At 53.3% G+C, this 22487-nt stretch carries 22 protein-coding genes; 14 read left to right on the forward strand and 8 right to left on the reverse strand.

What is annotated here, in order from left to right; all coding sequences use genetic code 11:
• Position 1 precedes the first annotated feature (1 nt).
• Genes ACPGUT_RS09500 through ACPGUT_RS09520 form a run of 5 tightly spaced genes read left to right on the forward strand, consistent with a single transcriptional unit; the run spans position 2 to position 6209 of the window.
• Positions 2-1549 (forward strand): NADH-quinone oxidoreductase subunit M, encoded by a 1548-nt coding sequence (locus tag ACPGUT_RS09500; RefSeq protein ID WP_423990727.1) that lies wholly within the window; start codon positions 2-4, stop codon positions 1547-1549.
• A 12-nt stretch (positions 1550-1561) separates the two neighbouring features.
• Positions 1562-3004 (forward strand): NADH-quinone oxidoreductase subunit NuoN, encoded by a 1443-nt coding sequence (gene nuoN, locus ACPGUT_RS09505; protein ID WP_423990729.1) that lies wholly within the window; start codon positions 1562-1564, stop codon positions 3002-3004.
• Positions 2994-3749, forward strand: coding sequence for a biotin--[acetyl-CoA-carboxylase] ligase (locus tag ACPGUT_RS09510; RefSeq protein ID WP_423990730.1), 756 nt, complete (start codon positions 2994-2996; stop codon positions 3747-3749). The genes nuoN and ACPGUT_RS09510 overlap by 11 nt, the downstream gene beginning before the upstream one ends.
• A 16-nt stretch (positions 3750-3765) precedes the next feature.
• The gene (locus ACPGUT_RS09515; RefSeq protein ID WP_423990732.1) at positions 3766-4545 is read left to right on the forward strand and encodes a type III pantothenate kinase; all 780 of its coding nucleotides are present in this window, start codon (positions 3766-3768) and stop codon (positions 4543-4545) included.
• Positions 4542-6209, forward strand: a complete 1668-nt coding sequence (locus tag ACPGUT_RS09520) for a ribonuclease J (RefSeq protein ID WP_423990734.1) — start codon at positions 4542-4544, stop codon at positions 6207-6209. Before ACPGUT_RS09515 ends, ACPGUT_RS09520 begins: the two co-directional genes overlap by 4 nt.
• Before the next feature lie 117 nt (positions 6210-6326).
• Here the strand turns inward: ACPGUT_RS09520 and ACPGUT_RS09525 are convergent, their stop codons facing one another.
• The 5 genes from ACPGUT_RS09525 to ACPGUT_RS09545 form a co-directional block, all read right to left on the reverse strand.
• Positions 6327-7799, reverse strand: coding sequence for a DEAD/DEAH box helicase (locus ACPGUT_RS09525; RefSeq protein WP_423990736.1), 1473 nt, complete (start codon positions 7797-7799; stop codon positions 6327-6329).
• Positions 7800-8017: 218 nt separating this feature from the next.
• Positions 8018-8473: a hypothetical protein gene (locus ACPGUT_RS09530; protein WP_423990738.1), complete on the reverse strand. Its 456-nt coding sequence runs from the start codon at positions 8471-8473 to the stop codon at positions 8018-8020.
• A gap of 124 nt (positions 8474-8597) precedes the next feature.
• The gene (locus ACPGUT_RS09535) at positions 8598-9353 is read right to left on the reverse strand and encodes a hypothetical protein (protein ID WP_423990740.1); all 756 of its coding nucleotides are present in this window, start codon (positions 9351-9353) and stop codon (positions 8598-8600) included.
• Positions 9354-10961, reverse strand: coding sequence for a peptide chain release factor 3 (locus tag ACPGUT_RS09540; protein WP_423990742.1), 1608 nt, complete (start codon positions 10959-10961; stop codon positions 9354-9356).
• A gap of 37 nt (positions 10962-10998) precedes the next feature.
• Positions 10999-12021 (reverse strand): Hint domain-containing protein, encoded by a 1023-nt coding sequence (locus tag ACPGUT_RS09545; RefSeq protein ID WP_423990744.1) that lies wholly within the window; start codon positions 12019-12021, stop codon positions 10999-11001.
• 308 nt (positions 12022-12329) lie between these two features.
• On the opposite strand from ACPGUT_RS09545, the gene ACPGUT_RS09550 reads away from it, so the two are divergent.
• The 8 genes from ACPGUT_RS09550 (at position 12330) to ACPGUT_RS09585 (ending at position 19326) form a co-directional block, all read left to right on the forward strand.
• Positions 12330-13109, forward strand: a complete 780-nt coding sequence (locus tag ACPGUT_RS09550) for an SDR family oxidoreductase (RefSeq protein ID WP_423990746.1) — start codon at positions 12330-12332, stop codon at positions 13107-13109.
• A gap of 9 nt (positions 13110-13118) precedes the next feature.
• Positions 13119-14240, forward strand: coding sequence for a DNA alkylation repair protein (locus ACPGUT_RS09555; RefSeq protein ID WP_423990748.1), 1122 nt, complete (start codon positions 13119-13121; stop codon positions 14238-14240).
• A 94-nt stretch (positions 14241-14334) separates the two neighbouring features.
• Positions 14335-15390, forward strand: coding sequence for a methyltransferase domain-containing protein (locus ACPGUT_RS09560; RefSeq protein WP_423990750.1), 1056 nt, complete (start codon positions 14335-14337; stop codon positions 15388-15390).
• Positions 15391-15508: 118 nt separating this feature from the next.
• On the forward strand, positions 15509-16576 hold the full coding sequence (locus ACPGUT_RS09565; protein ID WP_423990772.1) for an ABC transporter ATP-binding protein: 1068 nt from the start codon (positions 15509-15511) through the stop codon (positions 16574-16576).
• 158 nt (positions 16577-16734) lie between these two features.
• Positions 16735-16950: a twin-arginine translocase TatA/TatE family subunit gene (locus tag ACPGUT_RS09570; RefSeq protein ID WP_423990752.1), complete on the forward strand. Its 216-nt coding sequence runs from the start codon at positions 16735-16737 to the stop codon at positions 16948-16950.
• A 17-nt stretch (positions 16951-16967) separates the two neighbouring features.
• Positions 16968-17588, forward strand: a complete 621-nt coding sequence (gene tatB, locus ACPGUT_RS09575) for a Sec-independent protein translocase protein TatB (RefSeq protein ID WP_423990754.1) — start codon at positions 16968-16970, stop codon at positions 17586-17588.
• On the forward strand, positions 17588-18484 hold the full coding sequence (tatC, locus tag ACPGUT_RS09580) for a twin-arginine translocase subunit TatC (protein WP_423990756.1): 897 nt from the start codon (positions 17588-17590) through the stop codon (positions 18482-18484). The genes tatB and tatC overlap by 1 nt, the downstream gene beginning before the upstream one ends.
• Entirely contained in the window at positions 18481-19326 is an 846-nt protein-coding gene (locus tag ACPGUT_RS09585; RefSeq protein WP_423990758.1) for an ATP-binding protein, read from the forward strand. Before tatC ends, ACPGUT_RS09585 begins: the two co-directional genes overlap by 4 nt.
• Positions 19327-19527: 201 nt before the next feature.
• Here the strand turns inward: ACPGUT_RS09585 and ACPGUT_RS09590 are convergent, their stop codons facing one another.
• From ACPGUT_RS09590 to surE, 3 genes are all read right to left on the reverse strand, one after another.
• Positions 19528-20754: a peptidoglycan DD-metalloendopeptidase family protein gene (locus ACPGUT_RS09590; RefSeq protein WP_423990760.1), complete on the reverse strand. Its 1227-nt coding sequence runs from the start codon at positions 20752-20754 to the stop codon at positions 19528-19530.
• A gap of 73 nt (positions 20755-20827) precedes the next feature.
• Positions 20828-21493: a protein-L-isoaspartate(D-aspartate) O-methyltransferase gene (locus tag ACPGUT_RS09595; RefSeq protein WP_423990762.1), complete on the reverse strand. Its 666-nt coding sequence runs from the start codon at positions 21491-21493 to the stop codon at positions 20828-20830.
• Positions 21490-22278, reverse strand: coding sequence for a 5'/3'-nucleotidase SurE (gene surE, locus ACPGUT_RS09600; protein WP_423990764.1), 789 nt, complete (start codon positions 22276-22278; stop codon positions 21490-21492). Before surE ends, ACPGUT_RS09595 begins: the two co-directional genes overlap by 4 nt.
• Here surE and ACPGUT_RS09605 point away from each other — a divergent pair.
• A partial coding sequence (locus ACPGUT_RS09605; protein ID WP_423990766.1) for a hypothetical protein occupies positions 22277-22487 on the forward strand: 211 nt, incomplete at its 3' end. The genes surE and ACPGUT_RS09605 overlap by 2 nt on opposite strands.

Genomic DNA, 22487 nt, shown 5'->3' on the forward strand with positions numbered 1-22487 from the left:
CATGGACAACCTTCTTTCCCTCGTCACTTTTATCCCGTTGCTCGGGGCTGTTATTCTTGCAGTTTTCATGCGGGGAAGCGAAGCCGCTGCCCAGCAGAACGCAAAATGGTTGGCTTTGGCAACAACATCGGCAACTTTCCTTCTGTCGATTTTCATTCTGACCGGCTTTGATCCTTCCAACACGGGCTTTCAGTTCGTTGAGGAAAAAGAATGGATCATGGGGCTGAAATATAAGATGGGCGTTGACGGGATCTCGATCCTGTTTGTGATGCTCACCACGTTCCTGATGCCGATTGTGATCCTGTCCTGTTGGACTGTGACCGATCGCGTCAAGGATTACATGATCGCATTCTTGCTGCTGGAAACACTGATGTTGGGCGTCTTCATGGCGCTGGACCTGGTTCTGTTCTATGTCTTCTTTGAAGCGGGCTTGATCCCAATGTTCCTGATCATCGGCATCTGGGGCGGGGCAAACCGTATTTATGCGGCATTCAAGTTCTTCCTTTATACCTTCATCGGGTCCGTTTTGATGTTGGTTGCGATGATCGCGATGTATTTGGATGCGGGCACAACCGACATTCCAACATTGTTGACGCACACGTTTGACACGGGCAGCTTCAGCCTTATGGGCATGCAAGTTGTTGGCGGCATGCAGACCTTGATGTTCTTGGCGTTCTTCGCAAGTTTCGCGGTGAAAATGCCAATGTGGCCTGTGCACACATGGCTTCCTGACGCCCACGTTCAAGCGCCAACCGCGGGGTCTGTGATCCTTGCGGCGGTTCTTTTGAAAATGGGTGGCTATGGTTTCTTGCGCTTCTCACTGCCAATGTTCCCCGTCGCATCTGACCTTCTGGCACCGATGGTGTTCTGGATGTCCGCGATTGCGATTGTCTACACGTCACTTGTTGCGCTGGTGCAGGAAGACATGAAAAAGCTGATCGCCTATTCATCCGTGGCCCACATGGGTTACGTGACCATGGGGATCTTTACGGCGAACCAACAAGGTATTGATGGTGCGATTTTCCAGATGATCAGCCACGGGTTTATCTCGGGTGCGTTGTTCCTATGTGTCGGCGTGATCTATGATCGCATGCACACACGCGAAATCAGTGCTTATGGTGGTCTTGTGAACCGCATGCCGGCTTACGCGTTGATCTTTATGTTCTTCACCATGGCGAACGTCGGCCTGCCGGGCACTTCTGGTTTTGTTGGCGAATTCTTGGTCTTGATGGGCATCTTCCAGGTCAACACTTGGATCGCAATGTTCGCGACATCTGGTGTGATCTTGTCGGCGGCTTATGCGCTCTATCTCTATCGCCGCGTGGTGATGGGCGAGCTGATCAAAGAAGCCTTGGCAACGATTTCAGACATCACACCACGCGAGAAGATCATCTTCGCGCCGCTGGTTGTCATGACAATCTTACTGGGTGTTGCGCCTTGGTTGGTCACCGATATCATCGGCCCATCTGTGGAAGCACTTGTACATAACTATCACGAAGCCGTCCCTGCCGTCATGGCAGAGGCTGCGGCTCCGGCAGCATCGCATTAAGGGACCTGTACTATGATTTCTCAGGATATTTCAGTTGTATTGCCGGAAATCGTCTTGGCGGTTTACGCGATGGCAGCACTTATGGTCGCGGTTTACACCAGCAAGGATAAGCTTGCGGGCACGATCCTTTGGGCGACGGCGGCAATGTTCACAATTGTCGGTCTTTGGATCGCTTTTGCAGGGCCGGGCACACAGACCGCGTTCAACGGCGCGTTCAACGATGACGCCTTCGCACGGTTTGCCAAAGTGGTGATCTTGCTGTCTGCGGCGGCCGTGTTGGTCATGGGCCAGGATTACATGCAAAAGCGCGATCTTCTGCGCTTTGAGTACCCTATTCTTCTGACGCTGGCGGTTGTTGGCATGATGATGATGGTGTCTGCGGGCGATCTGATGGCGCTTTATGTCGGCTTGGAATTGCAATCGCTTGCGCTTTATGTGGTTGCCTCGCTGCACCGCGATTCAGTGCGCTCAACCGAAGCTGGCTTGAAATACTTCGTACTTGGTGCGCTGTCTTCTGGTTTGCTGCTGTATGGCGCATCCTTGACCTATGGTTTCGCGGGCACCACGCAATTTGCAGGCATCATGTCCACGATCCACGCCGATCACCTAAGCCTTGGCTTGCTGTTTGGCATGGTGTTCATTGCATCCGGCCTTGCGTTCAAAGTTTCAGCGGCGCCGTTCCACATGTGGACGCCTGACGTTTATGAAGGCTCGCCCACACCTGTGACGGCCTTCTTTGCAACCGCGCCAAAAGTTGCGGCCATGGGCCTGTTTGCCCGTGTGCTGCATGACGCATTTGGCGGCGCAAGTGGTGACTGGAGCCAGATCATCGCGCTTTTGTCTGTTGTGTCCATGTTCCTTGGCGCAATCGCAGCGATCGGTCAGCGCAACATCAAACGCCTGATGGCCTATTCCTCCATCGCGCATATGGGCTTTGCCTTGATGGGCTTGGCGGCGGGCACGGCGTTTGGCGTGCAGGCGATGTTGGTCTATATCGCGATCTATGTGACCATGAACATCGGCACATTTGCCTTTATCCTATCGCTTGAAAAAGACGGCAAGGCTGTGACCGACATTTCCGCGCTGAACCAATACGCCAAGGCCGAGCCTTTGCGCGCATTGGCGATGCTGGTTCTACTGTTCAGCCTGGCGGGTGTTCCGCCGATGTTGGGCTTCTTCGGTAAGTTCTATGTGCTGCAAGCGGCGGTGAACGCGGGCATGTCATGGCTGGCGGTTGCCGGTGTGATCGCATCCGTGATTGGCGCGTTCTACTACCTGCGCATCGTGTATTTCATGTACTTCGGTGAAGAGGCAGAAGACACGCTGGACGGTGGCATTTCACCGATCTTGACGGCTGGTTTGATGGCCTCTGCGGTGATCATGTTGGTTGGTATCGTGAACCTGTTTGGTGTCGAACCGATTGCAGCAGCGGCGGCGCAAGCTCTTGTCAACTAAATGGCCTGATGGGGTGGGGCGTCTTGTCCTGCCCTCTGTCGACAGCACAAATGCAGAAGCAATCCGTCAGGCCCCGACACTTTCGGGGCCGACGTGGATTCTGGGATTGGAGCAAACCAAGGGGCGCGCGCGGCGTGGTCGGGGCTGGGTTGATCCCAAGGGCAATTTTTCCGCGACCTTGGCGCTGCGCCCGGATGGCAAACCCGGAGATGTGGCGCTTTACAGTTTTGTCGCTGCTTTGGCGCTTTATGATGCCTGTGTTGCGGCCACGGGGCGTGCGGATGTCTTTGCGTTGAAATGGCCCAATGATGTTTTGCTGAATGGCGGTAAGCTGGCTGGTATCTTGCTTGAGAGTGCGGGGATTGCCGGGCAAACTGGCCTCATGCATTTGGCGGTTGGTATTGGTGTGAACCTTGCGGATGTGCCATTGGTTGACGGGCTGGAGAAACGCGCCGTGCGTCCTGTTAGTCTGCAAGAAGCAGGGGCGCATATCACGCCCGAAGCTTTTCTTGACCTGCTGGCGCCAGTCTTTGCCGCTTGGGAAGAACGTTTGAAAACTTATGGTTTTGGCCCATTGCGCGAAGAGTTTCTTGCGCGTGCCGCACGCCTTGGCGATGTGATTACGGCACGCACAGGGACGGCGGAAATCACGGGCACGTTTGAAACCATTGATGAGGCGGGCAGCCTTGTTCTGAAAACCACAGCTGGGCGTCAGGTCATTGCCGCCGCTGATATTTTCTTCTGAAGGGGAGGGGCGGCACATGCTTCTGGCCATTGACTGCGGCAATACAAACACTGTGTTTTCGATTTGGGACGGCGAGAAATTTCTTTGCACCCTGCGCACGTCCACCCATCATTCGCGCACGGCGGATGCTTATTTTACCTGGTTCACGACGCTCATTGGCCATTATGGCATCAGTGCGGATATTACGGATGTTGTGATCAGCTCCACCGTACCGCGTGTGGTTTGGAACCTGCGTGTCTTTGCGGATCGCTTCTTTGATTGCCGCCCTCTGGTGGTTGGCAAACCTGAATGTTTACTGCCTGTGATGCCACGTGTGGACGAAGGTACACGCCCCGGCCCTGACCGATTGGCCAATGCTGCCGCCGCCTGGGATCGGCATGGGGGCAACATAGTTGTGGTTGATTTCGGGACTGCGACGAATTTTGATGTGGTTGCGGAAGATGGCGCCTATGTAGGCGGTGTGATTGCGCCGGGAATCAACCTGTCGCTTGAAGCCCTGCACCAGGGCGCAGCCGCGCTGCCGCATGTGGATATTTCCCGACCGGAAAAAGTAATAGGCACCGACACAGTGGGCTGTATTCAGTCGGGTGTGTTTTGGGGCTATTCCGGCCTGATCAGCGGGCTGATTGAAAAGATTAAAACGGAATATGGCCAGCCGATGAAAGTGGTCGCCACCGGGGGTCTTGCCCCTTTGTTTGAACAAGCCGAAACCGGCTTTGACACGATTGAAGACGACCTGACCATGCATGGGCTGGTCGTTATTCACAAATATAATAAGGATGCTGGCACTCTATGAGCAGCAAAAACCGTCTGATTTATCTTCCCCTTGGCGGAGCCGGGGAAATTGGTATGAACGCCTATGTGTATGGCTATGGTCCCAAGGGCAAAGAACGCTATATTCTGGTGGATATTGGTGTGACTTTTCCGGATATGGATGGCTCCCCTGGGGTTGATCTGATCTTCGCAGACATCGCATGGCTGGAAGAACGTAAAGACCGCCTAGATGCGATCTTTATCACCCACGCCCACGAAGATCACGTGGGGGCCGTCGGCCATCTCTGGGACCGTTTGGAAGCGCCTGTTTATGCACGTCCTTTCACCGCTTACCATGCCGCACGCAAGATGGGCGAACAGGGCAAGCCTGAAGAAGAAGTTGTTATCTGCGATCCATGGCCTGCCATGGTGGATGCCGGACCGTTTAAAGTGGCGTTTATGCCGCTGGCGCATTCCATTCCGGAAAGCTCTGGTCTGGTGATTGATACACCTGAAGGGCGCATTGTGCATACGGGTGACTTCAAGCTGGATGAAACCCCATTGGTGGGCGAAGCCTTTGATCCGGTGATGTGGGCGGATATCGCGAAAGACGGTGTGAAAGCCTTGGTTTGTGATTCCACCAATGTGTTTTCGCAGCACCCCGGCAAATCTGAATCTACCGTTGGCCCCGAGATCACCAAGCTGGTGTCTGAAGCCAAAGGCATGGTTGTTGCGACGACTTTTGCGTCAAACGTTGCACGTGTGAAAACCTTGGCTGAGGCTGGTGTTGCCGCTGGTCGTTCTGTCTGCCTGCTGGGGCGCTCCATGCGTCGTATGGTTGAAGCAGGCCATGCAACGGGTGTGCTGCAAGGCTTCCCAAAAACGATTTCACCAGAAGATGCACGGGAACTTCCTCGTGAAAACCTGATGCTTTTGGTGACGGGTTCGCAGGGCGAACGTCGTGCGGCATCTGCGCAACTAGCGCGTGGGAAATATCTTGGCTTGACGATGAAAGAGGGCGACTTGTTCCTGTTTTCATCCAAAACCATTCCGGGGAATGAACGCGGCGTGATCCGCATTATCAACAGTTTCTCTGAGATGGGTGTTGATGTTGTGGACGATCGCGCGGGCATTTATCACGTGTCAGGTCACGCGAACCGTCCGGATCTGGAACGTGCCCATGAAATCATGAACCCGGATCTTGTGATCCCGATGCACGGTGAACACCGCCATTTGCGCGAACATGTGAAAGTCGCCATGAGCAATGGTCGTTCCGCCGTTCTGGCTGTGAATGGAACCATGGTAGATATTGCCGCTGGTGGTCAGATCGTGGACTATGTTGAAACCGGGCGTACCTATCTGGATGGTACGGTGCAGATCGGTGCAATGGATGGGGTTGTGCGCAACCGGATCCGTATGGCGCTGAATGGGCATGTTCTGGTGACATTGATCATCGACGAAAAGAATGAGCCTCTGGGTGAACCATGGGTCGAACTGAAAGGTTTGCCTGAAACAGGAACGTCTAATGCGCCACTTCAGGACGTGCTAGAAGAAGATCTGGGGCAGCTTGTGATGCGTGCAGATAAAAAGACGCTGCGTGATGACGATAAGCTGGAAGAGGCCCTGCGCCGTGAGGTACGTCGTTCCGCCAATGCAGAAATCGGGCGTAAGCCTGAGGTGACGATTGTCGTCAGCCGTCTGGCCTGATTGGAAAATGTGTGGGGATTAGTTCCCCACACTCCTTGGGAAATTTCCGGAACTGAAATGAAAAAAGGCGCGCTGCTTGTTTGCAGTGCGCCTTTTTTATTCGTGTTACGGGCAGGCTCAGCCTGCTTGGCGACGTTCGTCGAAACTCATGGCAATGAAGCCTGGTAGATGGTCGCCCATGCCGACAACATGGTTGTCATTGCCACGGTGATGATCACCTTTGCCACGTCCGCCGCGTCCACCACGATTACGTGGTTGTTGTTTTTCGGCTTCGGGCTGTGGAGCAGGGGGTGTTTCCTGAACCGGGGCGGCGTCTACAACAGTTTCTGCCGGGGTCTCTGTGACCTGTTCTTCACGAGGTTTGCGACGGGAACGGGTGCGTTTGGGTTTTTCAGCTGGTGCGGCTTCATCTGCTGCAGCTTCGACAACTGGTTTGTCTTTTTTCAGCGGATTTTCCAAACGTGGGATTTCCTGCTGAACCAGTTTTTCGATGTCATCAAAATTGCGTTCATCTGATGGTGCACAAATCATATAAGCGGTGCCGGTGCGGCCCGCGCGGCCGGTACGGCCAATGCGGTGCACATAGTCTTCAGCATTTCCAGGAACGTCAAAGTTGAACACATGGCTGACGTTTGGAACATCAAGGCCACGGGCAGCTACGTCAGACGCACAGAGGAAGCGCAACTTATCTGAACGGAATGCATCCAGCGTTTCCATACGTTTGCTCTGGTCCAGATCGCCATGGATCGGGGCCGCATCATAGCCGTATTTGTTCAGAGATTTTGCAACGATATCAACGTCTGACTTGCGGTTGCAGAAGATGATTGCGTTGGTGCATTTGTCACCTTCGCCATCAATCAGTTTGCGCAGAAGTGTCCGCTTTTCGCTGCTGGCGCGATCCTTGCGGGTCGGTTTGAACATCACCACGCCCTGGGTGATCTTGTCATTGGTGGTCGCCGCGCGGGCAACTTCAATGCGTTCAGGGGCCGACAGGAACGTGTTCGTAATACGTTCGATCTCGGGGGCCATTGTCGCCGAGAAGAACAAGGTCTGACGGGTGAATGGTGTCAGCCCGAAGATGCGTTCGATATCTGGAATGAAACCCATGTCCAGCATCCGGTCAGCTTCATCGACCACCATGACCTGCACACCGGTCAGCAAAAGTTTACCACGTTCAAAATGGTCCAAAAGACGACCAGGGGTGGCAATCAAAACGTCAACGCCGCGATCAATCAGAGCATCCTGTTCTTTGAAGGATACGCCGCCGATCAGCAAAGCCTTAGTCAGTTTGACGTGTTTGGCATAGGTGTCAAAATTTTCAGCAACCTGTGCAGCCAGTTCCCGTGTTGGGCACAAAACAAGTGAACGCGGCATGCGCGCGCGTGCGCGGCCACGGGCCAACATCGAGATCATCGGCAGGGTAAAAGACGCAGTTTTACCTGTACCAGTTTGTGCAATGCCCAGCACGTCACGGCCCTCTAAGGCCGGAGGAATGGCGCCTGCCTGAATCGGTGTGGGGCTTTCATAGCCCGCTTCATCAACGGCTTTCAGGACCTTGGGTCCAAGTTTCAGATCGCTAAATTTTGTCATTATTTTCCATGACTTGCAGGGCGTATTCCCTGGCCCTGCTATACAGGGTGTTTTCGGAGCGCGCGACCCGCGTGGCCGCCGGTGCTATAGGGTGCTCCAGACTCGCTATGGGGTAACGCTTTTTGTTGTAAAGGTCAATAAAGGGAGGCGCCCCTTTCCACAGGCGTAGAAATGCGCGGTAGCATCGCAACAGATATCAGAAAAAGGCTTCAGTTTTTTCAGAGATCGGTGATCTTCGCAGCAACAAGGCGCGCGGCCTGCCAAGTTTCAGGATCTTCCACGCGCGAGAGTGTGCCCCGCAATGTGATGCGCTGTCCCTCTTCGAGGTTTGTGATGGGGGTCTCAAGCAACACTTGCAGCGTGGCATTGTGCCCACCTTCGCCACATAGGGGGCAAATGTCGGCATCTGATGTCAAGATTAGCTCTCGTACGTCCTGTCCTGGCAATGTTGGTACGGCGAAACCGGTGATCTCAACATTGGGAATATCGCGTGCGAAACGTTCCGGCCAAGATTTGCGAACCTCATATGTGGTTCCGGTTACCACTTCTTCGATTGCGATATCAGTAAGCATTTTCCAGACGTCGTTTTCAGCTGTGGTGTCTGCCTGCACAGAAAAAGGAAGAAGTGCGGAGGCGAGCGCAAGTGAGCTGCTGTGAGAGCGACGAATTTTCATGGTTTTCCCCTAATCAGATTTGGAGAAACTGGCATGACTGACCAGCGGCTGCCAGCGCATTAACCAAAAGATAACGGACGGGCTGTTTTCTGCCAATCGAAGTGGTTGATCAGTCACTGACGGTTTATCGAAAGCGTTTCCGGATTTTGGAGAGGCGACGAAAGATATTATTGGCGTCGGTGTTCAACTCGTTCAACAGATGCATCACAAGCCAGGAAACGGGTTTGTCATTACAGCTTTGGGCCTGTTGCCCGAGACGCACCACGAGATATCTGTCTAGGTCGCCGTCTTCCAGGCTGAATGGTTCCATTCTGAGGGGCATCGGGCCATAATTTTTGTTGCCGAAACTGAAGATCTTCCAACTTGGAAGACCCGAATATTTTCGTTCGCCTTCGTAGATTTTCATCATTCCAAAGAACTGAACGGCCTCACAGCCTAAAATGCGTTCAGGTTCGGTTTCCCCGTAATCGCCAAAGGTTTGAATGGCAGAAATAAGCCAGCGCGGAGGCAGGCGTTCGATCAGGTGTTTTGCCTGTTCGTTCCAGATGCGGTTCCAGAGATCTAGAAACGCCGGATCGGGGTCGCGGCGGCGGAATACAGGAACCAGCTGAGCTGTGAGCAGACACAATGCTGATTGCATTTCGTTTGCCTGATAGATTTCCTGATGCACGTCATACATGCGGGACGGAAAATGTTTCCGCCCCAGATGTTCGAAATTTGAAGCTGGAGCAGGGCAGGGGTGCTGCGCCAGTTTTTTCAGATCAATGTCTGTATTCGGCAGAATAAGACTGTCCCGAGTGAAAGGAGCTTCGCGCACGCGCCATTCGTTCTGAAGGCCGATAATTCCAGCTTCCCAAGTGGTATTATCGGTCTCAGTCATTCAGGTCATCATTTCCTTGGTCGCCGACAGGGTCACATCCGGATAATCGCGGACAACACGGTCAATGTCCCATTGCATGCGGGTCAGGAAGACGACATCACCATCATTGTCATGTGCGATATGCTGTTTGTTGGCGTCGGCAAATTTTTCAACAGCGTCTTTGTCGCCATGAACCCAGCGGGCTGATGTGAATTGGCTTTGTTCAAAACGCACAGGCAGGCCGTATTCCATTTCGATGCGAGATCCCAAAACTTCGAACTGAAGTTGCCCAACAACGCCAACGATAAAGCCAGAACCGATGGAAGGTTTGAATACTTTCGCGGCACCTTCTTCGGCGAATTGCATCAAGGCTTTTTCCAGGTGTTTGGATTTCAGCGGATCACCAGCGCGTACGCCTTGCAGCAGTTCGGGCGCAAAACTTGGAATGCCGGTTGCACGTAACATTTCACCTTCGGTCAACGTGTCACCAATACGCAGCTGGCCGTGGTTGGGAATACCAATGATATCACCGGCCCAGGCTTCTTCCGCCAGTTCTCGGTCCGAGGCCAAGAACAATACCGGATTGGAAATCGCCATAGGCTTTTTTGTACGCACATGGGTCAGTTTCATGCCGCGTTTGAAATGACCGGAGGCCATGCGCACAAAAGCCACGCGATCACGGTGTTTCGGGTCCATATTGGCCTGTACTTTGAAGACAAAGCCGGTGACCTTTTTTTCATCCGGGGACACCGCGCGGGGATCCGCATTTTGTGGCTGTGGCTGTGGGCCATATTTGGCGATACCGGCCATCAGTTCCTGAACACCAAAGCTGTTGATTGCAGAACCAAACCAGATTGGGGTCAGGGTACCGTCAAGCAGAGCCTGTTGATCAAGAGGCGGCAGCAGTTCTTTCGCCATTTCGATCTCTTCTAGGAACTTTTCCAGCAGATCAGCTGGTACAAGCTCTGCAAGCTTGGGGTCATCCAAACCGTTGATTTCGACGCTTTCGGCAACCTTGTTCCGATCCGCACGATCCATCAGTTCCAAGCGGTCCCGCAGGATGTCGTAACAGCCGATAAAATCACGGCCTACACCAATCGGCCATGACGCAGGGGTGACGTCAATTGCAAGGTTTTCCTGAATTTCATCAATAATTTCAAATGTATCCCGACTTTCCCTGTCCATCTTGTTACAGAAGGTCAAGATGGGGAGATCGCGCAGACGGCAAACTTCAAACAGTTTCTGCGTTTGGCTTTCGACACCTTTTGCGCCGTCAATTACCATCACGGCAGCATCTACAGCCGTCAGTGTGCGGTAGGTATCCTCTGAGAAGTCGGAGTGACCGGGCGTGTCGACCAGATTGAAACGGTGCCCATCGAAATCAAAGCTCATGGCGGAGGCAGAAACCGAAATGCCACGGTCTTTTTCCATCTGCATAAAGTCAGATCGCGTCCGGCGGGCTTCGCCCTTGGCACGCACCTGGCCCGCCATCTGAATAGCGCCACCATACAACAGGAATTTTTCTGTCAGAGTGGTTTTACCGGCATCCGGATGCGAGATGATCGCAAAGGTACGACGGCGCGCAATTTCGGGCGGCAGGACGGGTTGGTTTGGTGCTAGATCAGACATGGCATCCCTATAGGGTGGCTATGTTCAAAGAGCAAGCTCAGCGCGGGGAAGATGCCCGGCGCAAACAGGCTGCAATATCAGTTTTGGAGGCAATTTCCGCGATGCCATCTTCGTAGGACCGAAGGGAGGCAGGGTCGTGATTTTCCGGTTTATCGGAAATTCTGCGGCAAAGGTCTTCGGGCAGGGCGGGTTTAGTATGGGTGTCCAGCAGTAGGCTTTCAGTAGCTATGCCTTCCGCATAAATAATCTGATGGTCGTCAAACAGAAGTTGAAAGTAATCAATAAAACCGCCTTCTGAAATTCTGATTTTATCTCCATCGACCAGATGGCGGGCCTGGATCAAAACTTCGGAACGACCAAGGTTTAGTTCATCGACGCGCTGCCAAAAGAACAGGCGGTGCCCCGGACTGACCAGAAGATCGTTTTCATTGTTCAGTGTGTGTTTGCGAATCAAAATTGGAGCGAACTCGCCTTCTGCGCGACGTGTAATTTCACCAATCCAGCGCACTTCCTGTGAACCATTGTCACGTGTCAAAACGCGATCACCGGGGTGAAGCTGTTCAATTGGTTTCTGCGTTCCGTCTGCCATGGTGATTGCGGTGCCACGTGTGAAAGACACACAGGCAACCAAAGCGAAGAACTTGCGGGCTGACTGGGGATCAACGCCAACAAGGCGATAGGGGGTTGAAGGAATAATGTCGGTAATTGGCAGCAAATATGTGCCTGCGAATTCACCGGTTTCGCCAATCACTTCTACCATAATGAGGGCTTCGACGGTTCTTCCATCCGGTGCCATCAGGGTGACAACAGAATCAAGATATATGGCGTTTCCTGGCGTTCCCAGCAGGGATGTCGGGGCGATCACATATTCCGGGCTGCCTTCGGTTTCATCTGTGGCAGGATCAACAGGTACGATATCCAAAGCCTTAAGGCGACCACCGTGTGTGATCTGATAGTAGTCATCAAGAAGCAATTCGGCGGCTTCTAGCAGGGGATCACCAAGGTTTACGCCGTCAGTGACGCGAAAATCATTTCCCGTGACGACAGGTATGCTTTGCATGCCGGTCGTTGAGACTTTGTTTGTAGAAGTACTAATAAAGTTCACGCTAACCTACAATCACTGTTCAGATATCCCGATCCGATGTCCGGTTGTCCTGCCAAATCTTAGGCTGGAAAGAACAACAGAACAACTCGCCTTTTTGGATAGTATAGATCCCAGGTTAATTTCCTGGAAAAAGCTGGCGAATTTATGTTGGATAAATGACATATTTTAGTATCACAGTTTAAACTCGTAACAGACCAGCCCAATGCTATGCCTCATGGAAGATGACGCATTGGTAAACAACCCAAGCAGCAGAGGAAAGAAAAATGGACTTAGGGATAAAAGGAAAATCGGCACTGGTGTGCGCATCTTCCCGCGGATTGGGGCGTGGTTGTGCCGAAGCTCTGGCAGCAGAAGGGGTGAACATTGTCATGAACGCGCGCTCTGAGGGGCCGCTTATGGAAGCCGCACAGCAGATCCGGGACAGCTGGGGCGTGCAGGTGACTGCCGTTGTTGCAGATATCACCTCAGAGGAGGGGCAAGCAAAGGTTTTGGCTGCTGCGCAGGGCGTGGATATCCTTGTAAATAACGCGGGTGGCCCACCTCCTGGTGTCTGGAGTGACTGGGAACGAGACGATTTCATCAAGGCGCTGGATGCCAATATGCTTGCCCCGATTGCAATGATCAAAGCGCTGGTTCCGGGAATGATTGATCGCGGCTGGGGACGTGTGGTGAACATTACGTCGCAATCGGTCAAAGCCCCGATTGCTGCACTGGGACTGTCAAATTCTGCGCGCACCGGGTTGACTGGATATGTTGCAGGAACGTCACGCCAGATTGCACCGGAAGGCGTCATTATGAACAATCTTTTGCCCGGCATACATGCGACAGACCGTGCGACCTCGCTTGATGGTGGTGTTGCAGCCGCGCAGGGAATCACGTCGGCAGAGGCAAAATCCCAACGCGAGGCCACGATTCCCGCCCGTCGATATGGCACAGCTGCAGAGTTCGGCGCGACCTGTGCATTTCTGTGTTCACAGCACGCCGGTTTCATCGTCGGGCAGAATATTTTGCTTGATGGCGGTGGCGTGAATTCAACGATGTAAGGCGCAGATATGGCAGAGAAATACAGTCTGAAGGATGATCTATTTAATGAGGGAACGGTTGGGTATCTTGCCGGACTGTTTCAGGCTGTTGATCCGTCGTTTCCTGCACAGACATTCAGGGACCAGGTGTTGGCGCGCTTTCCCGAACTGGAATTAAAGCAACGCATTGATCACATCGCTACGGTGCTTGAGACGTTCCTGCCGTCTGATTTTTTACAGGCGGCGGAACGTATCCGGGATGCGTTGCCCATGCCCCTTGATCCGACCCTGCAAGATGATGACTTCGGGCGGTTTATTTTTGCGCCTTTGGGTGAATATGTGGTGAACAATGGATTGGAAAATCACCGGAACGTGTCGCTGGATCTGCTGGAGGCATTGACGCAACGGTTTTCCATGGAATTCGCCATTCGTCCGTTTTTGAATCGTTGGCCGGATGAGGTTCTGGAACGCATGTCTGATTGGGTCACACATGACCATTATCATGTGCGGCGACTGGTGTCAGAAGGCTGCCGGCCTAAACTGCCTTGGGGTATGAAAATTGGGTTGAAGGCCGAACAGCCATTGCCTTTTCTGCATCAACTACACAGCGATCCCACCCGTTTTGTCACACGATCTGTCGCCAATCACCTGAATGACATTTCAAAATCTGATCCGGACACCGTAGTGAATACCTTGAAAACCTGGCAGGGCTTGAACCAGCAAAACGCAAAGGAATTGGACTGGATGACGCGTCATGCTTTACGCGGGCTTGTAAAGAAGGGGCATGCTGGGGCGTTGGAGTTTTTGGGGTATCGCAGTGATCCGGATGTAAGCGTAGTGTATTTGAAATCCGATCGCGACAGTCTGCCGATTGGTGACAGCTTCACCTTCGAAGCCCGATTGAAAGCTGGGGCAAATGAGGCCCTGATGGTTGATTACGTTGTCGATTTCGTGAAAGCCAACGGCAGCACCGCGCCGAAGGTTTTTAAATTGAAGCAGGTGAAGATGAAAGCTGGTGAAGAACTGACCCTGACGAAAAAGCACCTGTTTAAGAAGGGCGCAACGACGTTTACCCATTATCCGGGGGAGCAGCGTCTGTCGTTACAGGTGAACGGGATAGTTCTGGCTGGATTTTATTTCACACTTACGTGATATATCGTGTGCGCCCGGACAGGTGACTTGGCTTGCCCGAACAGGTGCAAGGCTTTAGGTCTGTGCCAGAATTTTCGCAACAGAGGCCCCCGTTATGCAGCATGAAACCGTTCAGGAATATTACGGCGAAACCCTTCAGGGGTCAGATGATTTACAGACGAATGCCTGCTGTACGCCTGATGCGATGCCGGATTATCTGAAGAAGATCCTAAGCAAAATCCATGATGAAGTTCTGTCGCGTTACTACGGGTGCGGTCTTGTCGCGCCCGAAGCGCTGGACGGGCTCAAGGTTCTTGATCTGGGGTCTGGTTCTGGCCGTGATGTCTATGCGCTGTCGGCCCTTGTGGGCGAAGATGGCTTTGTCACCGGCGTGGATATGACCGATGCCCAATTGGATGTGGCGCGTGCGCATATAAATTATCACGCCGAGACCTTCGGCTATACGAAACCAAATACGGCCTTTGTCAAAGGCACGATTGAGGACCTTAGCGCATTGGGGTTTGAAGACAATAGCTTTGATCTGATTGTGTCGAACTGCGTGATCAATCTTGCGCTTGATAAAGAAGCGGTGCTGTCCGAAGCCTATCGTATTCTAAAACCAGGCGGTGAAATGTATTTCTCAGATGTGTACGCTGATCGCCGTGTGCCCGGAAGCTTGCGGGAAGATCCGGTGCTTTATGGTGAATGTCTGTCCGGTGCGCTGTATCGCAACGATTTTATCGCCTTGTCTAAGAAGGTTGGTTTTGGTGATCCTCGTATGGTGGATACCCGTGTTTTGACCGTAGAAAATCCTCAGATCGAAGCAAAACTGGGGAACATTGGTTTTACATCTGAAACTTGGCGCCTGTTTAAACTGAACAACCTCGATGAAAATCCTGAAGATTATGGTCAGGCCGTGGTGTACCATGGCGGGCTGGAACATATGCCGCAGGTTTTTGTTCTGGATGATGAGGTTCGTTTTGAAACTGGAAAATGTGTGCCGGTGTCTGGCAATACTGCGCGCACGTTGGGGCAAAGCCGATTTGCGCAGTACTTCGATTTCATCGGGACATTCTGCAAACATTACGGTGCGTTCGAAATAGGTGTCACGGCGGATTCGCCGAAATCACAGGCTGCGGCGGATCCTGCAGCAGGTGGCAGCTGCTGTTAACCGGGCGCTGCGACGCAGTCGCCCCTTGCCGCAGGGCAGGGGCTCTGCTACCTCGTGAAAACTGACCGTTTCACTCAGCAAAGGCACCGCTGTGACCCAGGCGACCGCACCACATGATATGCCGCCAAGGCTTGAACTGAAAAAACTCTCTCAACATTACGGTGATAAAACCGTGGTGGATGAGGTGTCTTTTAAGGTCATGCCGGGGCAGGTGACCTGTCTTCTTGGTCCGTCTGGCTGCGGTAAATCCTCTACCCTGCGTGCGATTGCCGGGGTCGAGATGCAGCGCAGTGGGGAAATCTGGCTGGATGGCGAGTTGATCTGCGACACGTTTCACCGTGTGCCACCAGAAGGCCGATCCATTGGGCTGATGTTTCAGGATTTCGCCCTGTTCCCGCATCTTTCCGTCGCACAAAACATCGGTTTTGGTCTGAAGGGCGACAAGATTGCCAAACGCGCCCGGGTGATGGAACTACTGAAACGGGTCAGCCTGTCCCATTACGCTGATCGCTATCCTCATGAGCTGTCTGGAGGGGAACAACAACGCGTGGCGCTGGCCCGTGCCCTTGCACCGCGTCCGGTGATGATGCTGATGGATGAACCTTTTTCCGGTCTTGATGACCGACTGCGTGATTCTGTACGTGACGAAACCCTTGCGATGCTGAAAGAAGAAGGCACTGCAGTTCTTCTGGTGACCCATGAACCGGAAGAAGCGATGCGTATGGCGGATGAAATTTTGTTGATGCGTGGCGGCAAGATCGTCCAACGTGGTGCACCTTATAACATCTATAATTCACCCTGCGATCTTGAGGCGGCTTTGTTCTTCTCTGATCTGAATGTAATCCATGCAGAAGTGAACGGTGCCCTTGCCGATACGCCTTTTGGGCAGTTTCTGGCCCCGGGCCATGCAGATGGCACACAGGTCAGTATCGCCTTTCGCCCGCAGCATATCCGCATTGACTTTGATCGGGGTGGGCGGGGCCCGGAACCGACACCATCAGATGGTGTGCCTGCACGCGCAACCGTGCGACGTGCACGTTTTCTGGGGCGCGAAAGCATCGTAGAATTTGATCTTGATTGCGGCGTGCAGCTGTCAGCCACTGTACCGTCGGTCTTTTTGCCCGAAAATGGTCGGGTGATGTGGGTTTCTGTGCCCCGTGCACGCTGTTATGTTTTCGCTGACTAAGCTGAAATTTCGGGCGGTTGCGGCGAAAAATCACCCGTGAAAGGTGATTCATTGCAGCTTTGGGCTATGAATCCCGTTACGTCTTACTTAGATATATGTTGAACAATAAAACCGGAGAGGGGTGCTTGCCCTGATTTCCGGATTGGGAGAGAGAATAAATGCTGAATAATATTGGCCTTCCGGGCATCCTGCTGATCGCTGTTGTTGTGCTGGTTCTGTTTGGACGTGGCAAGATTTCGTCTTTGATGGGCGAAGTTGGCAAAGGCATTACTGCGTTTAAACGTGGCGTCGATGACAGTAAAAAAGAACTGGAAGACGAAGTTTCAGAAGCCGCTGTCGATGTGACCCCGGAATCTGAAAAAGACAAAGCCTGATCGCGGTCTGACTGAACATGTTTGACCTGGGTTTCCTTGAGCTTTTAGTGATCGGGGTCGTCGCGCTTATTGTCGTCGGTCCAAAAGATCTGCCTGGTATGTTCCGCCAACTTGGCCGGTTCACCGGGAAAATGCGTGGCATGGCCCGCGAATTTCAGCGGGCAATGGAAGATGCTGCCGATGAATCTGGTGTCAAAGACATCAAAAACATGGGTGCGGACGTCAATAAAACGCTGAAAGCCGCGACCAATCCGGTTGGGGCATCTCTGGATGCTGTGAAAGACGCCACAAAAGGCTGGTCTTCTTCGCTGACCGAAGGCACTGCTGGACCTGAAACGCAAAAGCTGGCCAAAGATCGGGCCGAAGCGGCCGAAAAGATTCGCGCAAAAGCGGCTGAAAAGGCGACAGAGCGTAAAGCTGCTGAAGCAGAAGCAGCAGCAGCGGCTGAAGCCGGATCAGACGCATCAGGCCAGGTGCCCGAGGCTAAGAAAAAGCCCGCAGCCAAAAAAACCGCTGCGAAGAAAGCACCGGCGAAGAAAGCAGCACCTAAAAAAGCTGCTGCAAAAAAGGCTCCGGCAAAAAAAGCCGCTGCGAAAAAGCCCGCTGCAAAAGCGGCCAGTAATAAAGACACAGAATAATGACGGATCAGGCCACCAGCGCGCCAGACGAGGTTGAAGCAAGCTCAGCCCCGCTTATCGAACATCTGACCGAATTGCGCACGCGCCTGATTCATTCTGTGGTGGCCTTTATCATCGGGATGGTGATTTGTTTCACCGTCTGGAACCCGATCTTTAATTTTCTGACCCACCCACTGTGTTCGGCTATGGCTGAACGGGGGCAGGCGGATTGTGGTCTGATCCTGATCAAGCTGCAGGAAGGCTTTTTTGTTGCGATCTCGATCTCACTGATGGGTGGGCTGCTCCTGTCCTTTCCTTATATCGCATTCCAGATGTGGCGGTTTGTGGCCCCGGGATTGTATAAAAACGAACAGGGCGCGTTTCTTCCGTTTCTGATCGCATCCCCTTTCATGTTCTTCCTTGGCGCAAGCTTTGCTTTTTACGTTGTCACACCGCTCGCCTTTGATTTCTTCCTAGGCTTCCAGCAAGCGGGGACCGTCATGAGCGAAGAAGTCGACAACGCAACCGCGGGCATCGCCTTCCAAGGCTCGGCGCAAGAATATCTCAGCCTGACAATCAAATTTATCGTGGCCTTTGGCCTGTGCTTCCAGCTGCCTGTTTTGCTAACATTGTTGGGCAAGGCCGGGCTTGTGTCTGCCAAAGGTCTTGGCAGCGTGCGCAAATATGCAGTTGTTGCGATCTTGGTTTTGGCCGCTCTTGTGACCCCACCAGATGTTATCACGCAGGTGATTTTGTTCACCGTGGTTTATGGTCTGTACGAGATCTCTATCTTCCTTGTGGGGCGTATAGAGGTGAAGCGCGAAGCGAAGCTGCGTGCAGAAGGCCTTTGGGTTGAGGACGAGGATGAGTTCGACGAAGAGCTAGATCAGCATCCAGAAGAGATGGACGACAAATGAGCCGCAAAACGGATGTGCTGACACGCATCGCTGAGGCGTTGGAACGGATGAACCCGCCCGCGGCTACGGCGCCTGATTTTGACGCCGCAGATGCGTTCATGTGGCAGGCGGACCCTGATACGCTGATGCCCGTGACCAAAGTGTCGCGTGTTGCGCTGGATATGTTGGTGGGGATCAACCGGTCACGCGATACATTGTTGGAAAACACCCTGCAGTTCGCCCGTGGCTTTGCCGCCAATAACGCCCTGTTGTGGGGCGCGCGTGGCATGGGGAAGTCATCTCTTGTGAAGGCCATTCATGCCGAAGTGTTGGCACAGGGGGAAAGCCTGAAGATTATTGAATTGCAACGTGAAGACCTGCCATCTGTTGGCCGTCTTCTGGGACTTTTGCGGGGTGTTCCGCATCGTTTTGTGTTGTTCTGTGATGATCTATCGTTTTCCCATGATGACGAACATTACAAATCTCTGAAGGCTGTTTTGGATGGCGGTATTGAAGGGCGGCCTGAGAATGTCGTTCTGTATGCCACGTCAAACCGACGCCATTTGATGCCACGTGATATGATTGAAAATGAACGCCAAAGTGCAATCAATCCATCGGAAGCTGTGGAAGAGAAAGTGTCCTTATCCGATAGGTTTGGTCTTTGGCTGGGCTTTCATCCCTGTGGGCAGGACGATTATCTGCAGATGATCCGAGGCTATTGTGATGCCTATGGTGTCGATATTTCAGATGAAGATTTGCGTGCAGAAGCGGTGGAATGGCAGGCAACCCGTGGTAGCCGTTCCGGGCGTGTCGCCTGGCAGTTCTTTTGCGATCTTGCAGGGCGTAAGGGCGTTTCTTTCTGATCTACGCCCTGGTTTTTACCATTGTTTAATATGTGCAAGGAAGGTTCCTCGTTGAGGTTTCCGAACTTCCCTAACTTATCAAAACCTTATTGGATTCGTTAACACAACTAAAATTCCGGTTTTCCGGAAAACCGGTTTTTCGAAATTTCCGTTTTGTTAAGTCATGGGCAGAAACGGTTCCGTCGCTGCCCATGTGTGATATCAGTTCAGGAAGTCCACCGGATCCACCGGATCAAAGCCGCGACGCACTTCAAACCGAATGAACGCGGGGGTGCTGCTGCGCACTTTGGCGATCTGCTGACCACGTGTGACCCGATCCCCTTTTGAAACCGTAATATCGCTGACGTTTGCGTAGATCGTCAGAAGGTTGCCTGAGTGGCGAAGCACAAGCACAGGCACGTCTTCGGTGTCTTCCGTAATGGCGGCCACTGTGCCGGCATCTGCCGCAACTACGGCGCTGCTTGCGCTGGCCGCAATATCGATGCCACCACCCCGACCTTCGTCGAAGGGACGAATGATGTTGCCACTTACAGGCATAATCAGACGGCCGCCGGTGTCGCTGCGGGTTTCGTTCAACGCGGGTGAGGCTGGTGCCTCTGCTGGGGTCGCGGCGGGGGCTGTGTCATTGGCGGGCAGTGGGGTGCTTGCGCTTGGTGGTACTGGCGTGGGGCTGCCCTGGCCTGGGGATGTCGTCGTCTGCACAGATGCCGGAGCTGCGACAGGTGTTACCGCAGGGGCCTGGGCTGCTGCTGTGCTGGTCGGAATCAAAAGATACTGCCCCTCACGGACGCTTAGGTCTGATCCCAGACTGTTCCATTGCGCAAGAGAGCGTACTGAAACATTGTAAAGCCGCGCAACACTATAGGCCGTTTCGCCACGGCCTACTTTGTGCCGAACAGGTTCTGTGCCTGTCGGGCCATCTGGCTGTGCAGTAATTGTCCCGGATGCAGTGCCAGAATTGCGTGCGGGGGCACGGTCAATCGCGCCAGAAGCCAGGGTTTCCACGTCAATCACACGTGGTGTCTGAACGGGCCCGGACGTCACCGCGCCCGTTGCCGCAGTTGGCTCTGCCACGCGGCCGGGCAAGGCCAGGATTTCACCGTTACGCAAATTGCTGTCCGGAGATGTGCCATTGTACTCCGCCAGTGATTGCGGGCTGATGCCAAGGCGATTTGCGACGTCCGTTACGCTGTCCCCGCGACGGGCGACAGCAACCTGGTAATTCGGATATGAAATAACACCACGACTGTCAGGCCGCGGGCGTGGGGACGTAGACGTGCGCACCGCAGAGGAGGTATCAATGCCATTGCCAAAATTGTTGCGCAGATCCAGATCGACATTGTCAAAACAGCCGGCTGTCAGCGCGGTCACGGCCACCATTGCCAGAAGTCGCGTCCGGGGGGATTTGAATATGGTTACATGTGTCATTGCTCTTCCTCGTTCCGGGACGGCCCACCCTCTGTGTGGTGTGATTTCCGCGCCTTCGGGATGTTGATTTGCCCTAAGTATACTCGTCTTTGCCAAGACCTTCCAGTAGCGGCACGAAACGTACCGGGCGCAGTTCTTCATAATCAAAGCCAGCATCGGTACGCGTCACCTTAATCAGGCTTTGTACGGCGTCAGATTGCCCGACAGGTACAACCATAATGCCGCCAACCCGCAATTGCGAAAGAAGTGGTCCCGGGGGATCTTCTGCAGCTGCGGTTACGATGATCTTGTCAAATGGCGCCTGTTCAGGCAGGCCGAAACTGCCGTCACCGGTGATCGCGGTGATGTTGCTAAGATCCTGTTGTTCGAAGATTTTGCGTGCCGCACGTATCAGTTCGCGGTGTCGTTCAACTGTGTAGATCCGGCGCCCCAGCTGGCTAAGAATTGCGGCCTGATACCCGGATCCCGTGCCCACCTCGAGAACCTTATCGCGCGGTTGTACATTCAACGCTTGCGTCATCAGAGCAACAACAGAAGGTTGGCTGATCGTCTGACCGCAGGGAATGGGCAAAGGCGTGTCTTCATAGGCGCGATCGGCAAAAAAACCCTGAATAAATGGACCACGATCGATCTGTTCCATGGCTGTCAGAACCCGGTTATCGGTCACGCCTTTTGAACGCAGATGAAACAAAAACTGCATTTTACGTTCAGCGATGTCCTGACCCGGATTTGATGTCATGTGTCAAAACTTTGCTTAAGGGCGGTAAGCGTTTGATGATCCGTCAGATCCGCCCTCATCGGGGTTACCGAGGTGTAGCCCGCAAGATTTTCAGCAACATCTGTGCCGGGCAGGGTTGGTGTCTGTTGTGGCCCGCCTTTGATCCAGAGGAAACGACGCCCGGATGGTGACATATGAGGTTCTACACTAAAATCGACATCGCGACGGAAACCCTGTGCGGAGAGACGAATGCCTTTATGGGCGTTTGCCGCGACAGGTGGGAAATTTACATTCCAGAACAGGCGATAATCCGCTGTTTCTGAGGTCTGAGGCGCATCCAAGATCTTACGGATGACGTCAATCCCATGTGTTGCAGCGCATTCAAAGGGATCATCCAGGTCGCGGTTGTCTTCACCGAAATATTGAGACATGGCGATGGCGGGGATCCCCTGAAGCGCGGCTTCCATGGCGGCACCAATTGTTCCGGAATAAAGGGTGTTTTCACCTGAGTTGTTGCCACGGTTTACGCCGGACAATATGAGATCTGGTCGATCTGGCATCACATCATGCAAGGCGGTCAAGACACAATCGGCAGGGCTGCCCTCAGCGGCAAAACTGCGCGGGCCATGTTGTGCAACCATGAAAGGGTGGGTGAAGCTGATGCAATGACCTACACCGGACTGTTCAAAAGCAGGTGCGACGGTCCAGACTTCGCCAGTTGGTCCGGCAAGCTCTGTTGCGATTTTCAGAAGGGTTTTCAGGCCGGGCGCGTGAATGCCGTCGTCATTGGTGATGAGAATACGCATGTCTGCTCCGCTGGTTGTTTTCTGTTCAATAACGACCCGGGTGTCTTGCGTAAAGGATACTGAGGTCCCGGACGGTATTGGTTGTGGGAAGTGCGGTTTTCAGGTCGCAGAAAAATATATTTTTGGGCTTGCCATTGCGCTGATCCGACAACAATTTCACCGGAAAACCGGAAAACCGGAAAACCGGAAAACCGGAAAACCGGAAAACC

It is taken from the genome of Halocynthiibacter sp., from assembly GCF_049608145.1.
Lineage (GTDB): Bacteria > Pseudomonadota > Alphaproteobacteria > Rhodobacterales > Rhodobacteraceae > Halocynthiibacter.

What these genes read in the sequence shown, in the direction of transcription:
- ACPGUT_RS09585 (WP_423990758.1), top strand. Translation starts at nt 18,481, where the DNA reads ATGAGCCGCAAAACGGATGTGCTGACACGCATCGCTGAGGCGTTGGAA.
- ACPGUT_RS09560 (WP_423990750.1), top strand. Translation starts at nt 14,335, where the DNA reads ATGCAGCATGAAACCGTTCAGGAATATTACGGCGAAACCCTTCAGGGG.
- ACPGUT_RS09540 (WP_423990742.1), bottom strand. Translation starts at nt 10,961, where the DNA reads ATGTCTGATCTAGCACCAAACCAACCCGTCCTGCCGCCCGAAATTGCG.
- ACPGUT_RS09570 (WP_423990752.1), top strand. Translation starts at nt 16,735, where the DNA reads ATGCTGAATAATATTGGCCTTCCGGGCATCCTGCTGATCGCTGTTGTT.
- ACPGUT_RS09515 (WP_423990732.1), top strand. Translation starts at nt 3,766, where the DNA reads ATGCTTCTGGCCATTGACTGCGGCAATACAAACACTGTGTTTTCGATT.
- tatC (WP_423990756.1), top strand. Translation starts at nt 17,588, where the DNA reads ATGACGGATCAGGCCACCAGCGCGCCAGACGAGGTTGAAGCAAGCTCA.
- surE (WP_423990764.1), bottom strand. Translation starts at nt 22,278, where the DNA reads ATGCGTATTCTCATCACCAATGACGACGGCATTCACGCGCCCGGCCTG.
- ACPGUT_RS09520 (WP_423990734.1), top strand. Translation starts at nt 4,542, where the DNA reads ATGAGCAGCAAAAACCGTCTGATTTATCTTCCCCTTGGCGGAGCCGGG.
- ACPGUT_RS09565 (WP_423990772.1), top strand. Translation starts at nt 15,509, where the DNA reads ATGCCGCCAAGGCTTGAACTGAAAAAACTCTCTCAACATTACGGTGAT.
- nuoN (WP_423990729.1), top strand. Translation starts at nt 1,562, where the DNA reads ATGATTTCTCAGGATATTTCAGTTGTATTGCCGGAAATCGTCTTGGCG.
- ACPGUT_RS09535 (WP_423990740.1), bottom strand. Translation starts at nt 9,353, where the DNA reads ATGACTGAGACCGATAATACCACTTGGGAAGCTGGAATTATCGGCCTT.
- ACPGUT_RS09590 (WP_423990760.1), bottom strand. Translation starts at nt 20,754, where the DNA reads ATGACACATGTAACCATATTCAAATCCCCCCGGACGCGACTTCTGGCA.
- ACPGUT_RS09595 (WP_423990762.1), bottom strand. Translation starts at nt 21,493, where the DNA reads ATGACATCAAATCCGGGTCAGGACATCGCTGAACGTAAAATGCAGTTT.
- ACPGUT_RS09530 (WP_423990738.1), bottom strand. Translation starts at nt 8,473, where the DNA reads ATGAAAATTCGTCGCTCTCACAGCAGCTCACTTGCGCTCGCCTCCGCA.
- tatB (WP_423990754.1), top strand. Translation starts at nt 16,968, where the DNA reads ATGTTTGACCTGGGTTTCCTTGAGCTTTTAGTGATCGGGGTCGTCGCG.
- ACPGUT_RS09525 (WP_423990736.1), bottom strand. Translation starts at nt 7,799, where the DNA reads ATGACAAAATTTAGCGATCTGAAACTTGGACCCAAGGTCCTGAAAGCC.
- ACPGUT_RS09555 (WP_423990748.1), top strand. Translation starts at nt 13,119, where the DNA reads ATGGCAGAGAAATACAGTCTGAAGGATGATCTATTTAATGAGGGAACG.
- ACPGUT_RS09500 (WP_423990727.1), top strand. Translation starts at nt 2, where the DNA reads ATGGACAACCTTCTTTCCCTCGTCACTTTTATCCCGTTGCTCGGGGCT.
- ACPGUT_RS09545 (WP_423990744.1), bottom strand. Translation starts at nt 12,021, where the DNA reads ATGCAAAGCATACCTGTCGTCACGGGAAATGATTTTCGCGTCACTGAC.
- ACPGUT_RS09550 (WP_423990746.1), top strand. Translation starts at nt 12,330, where the DNA reads ATGGACTTAGGGATAAAAGGAAAATCGGCACTGGTGTGCGCATCTTCC.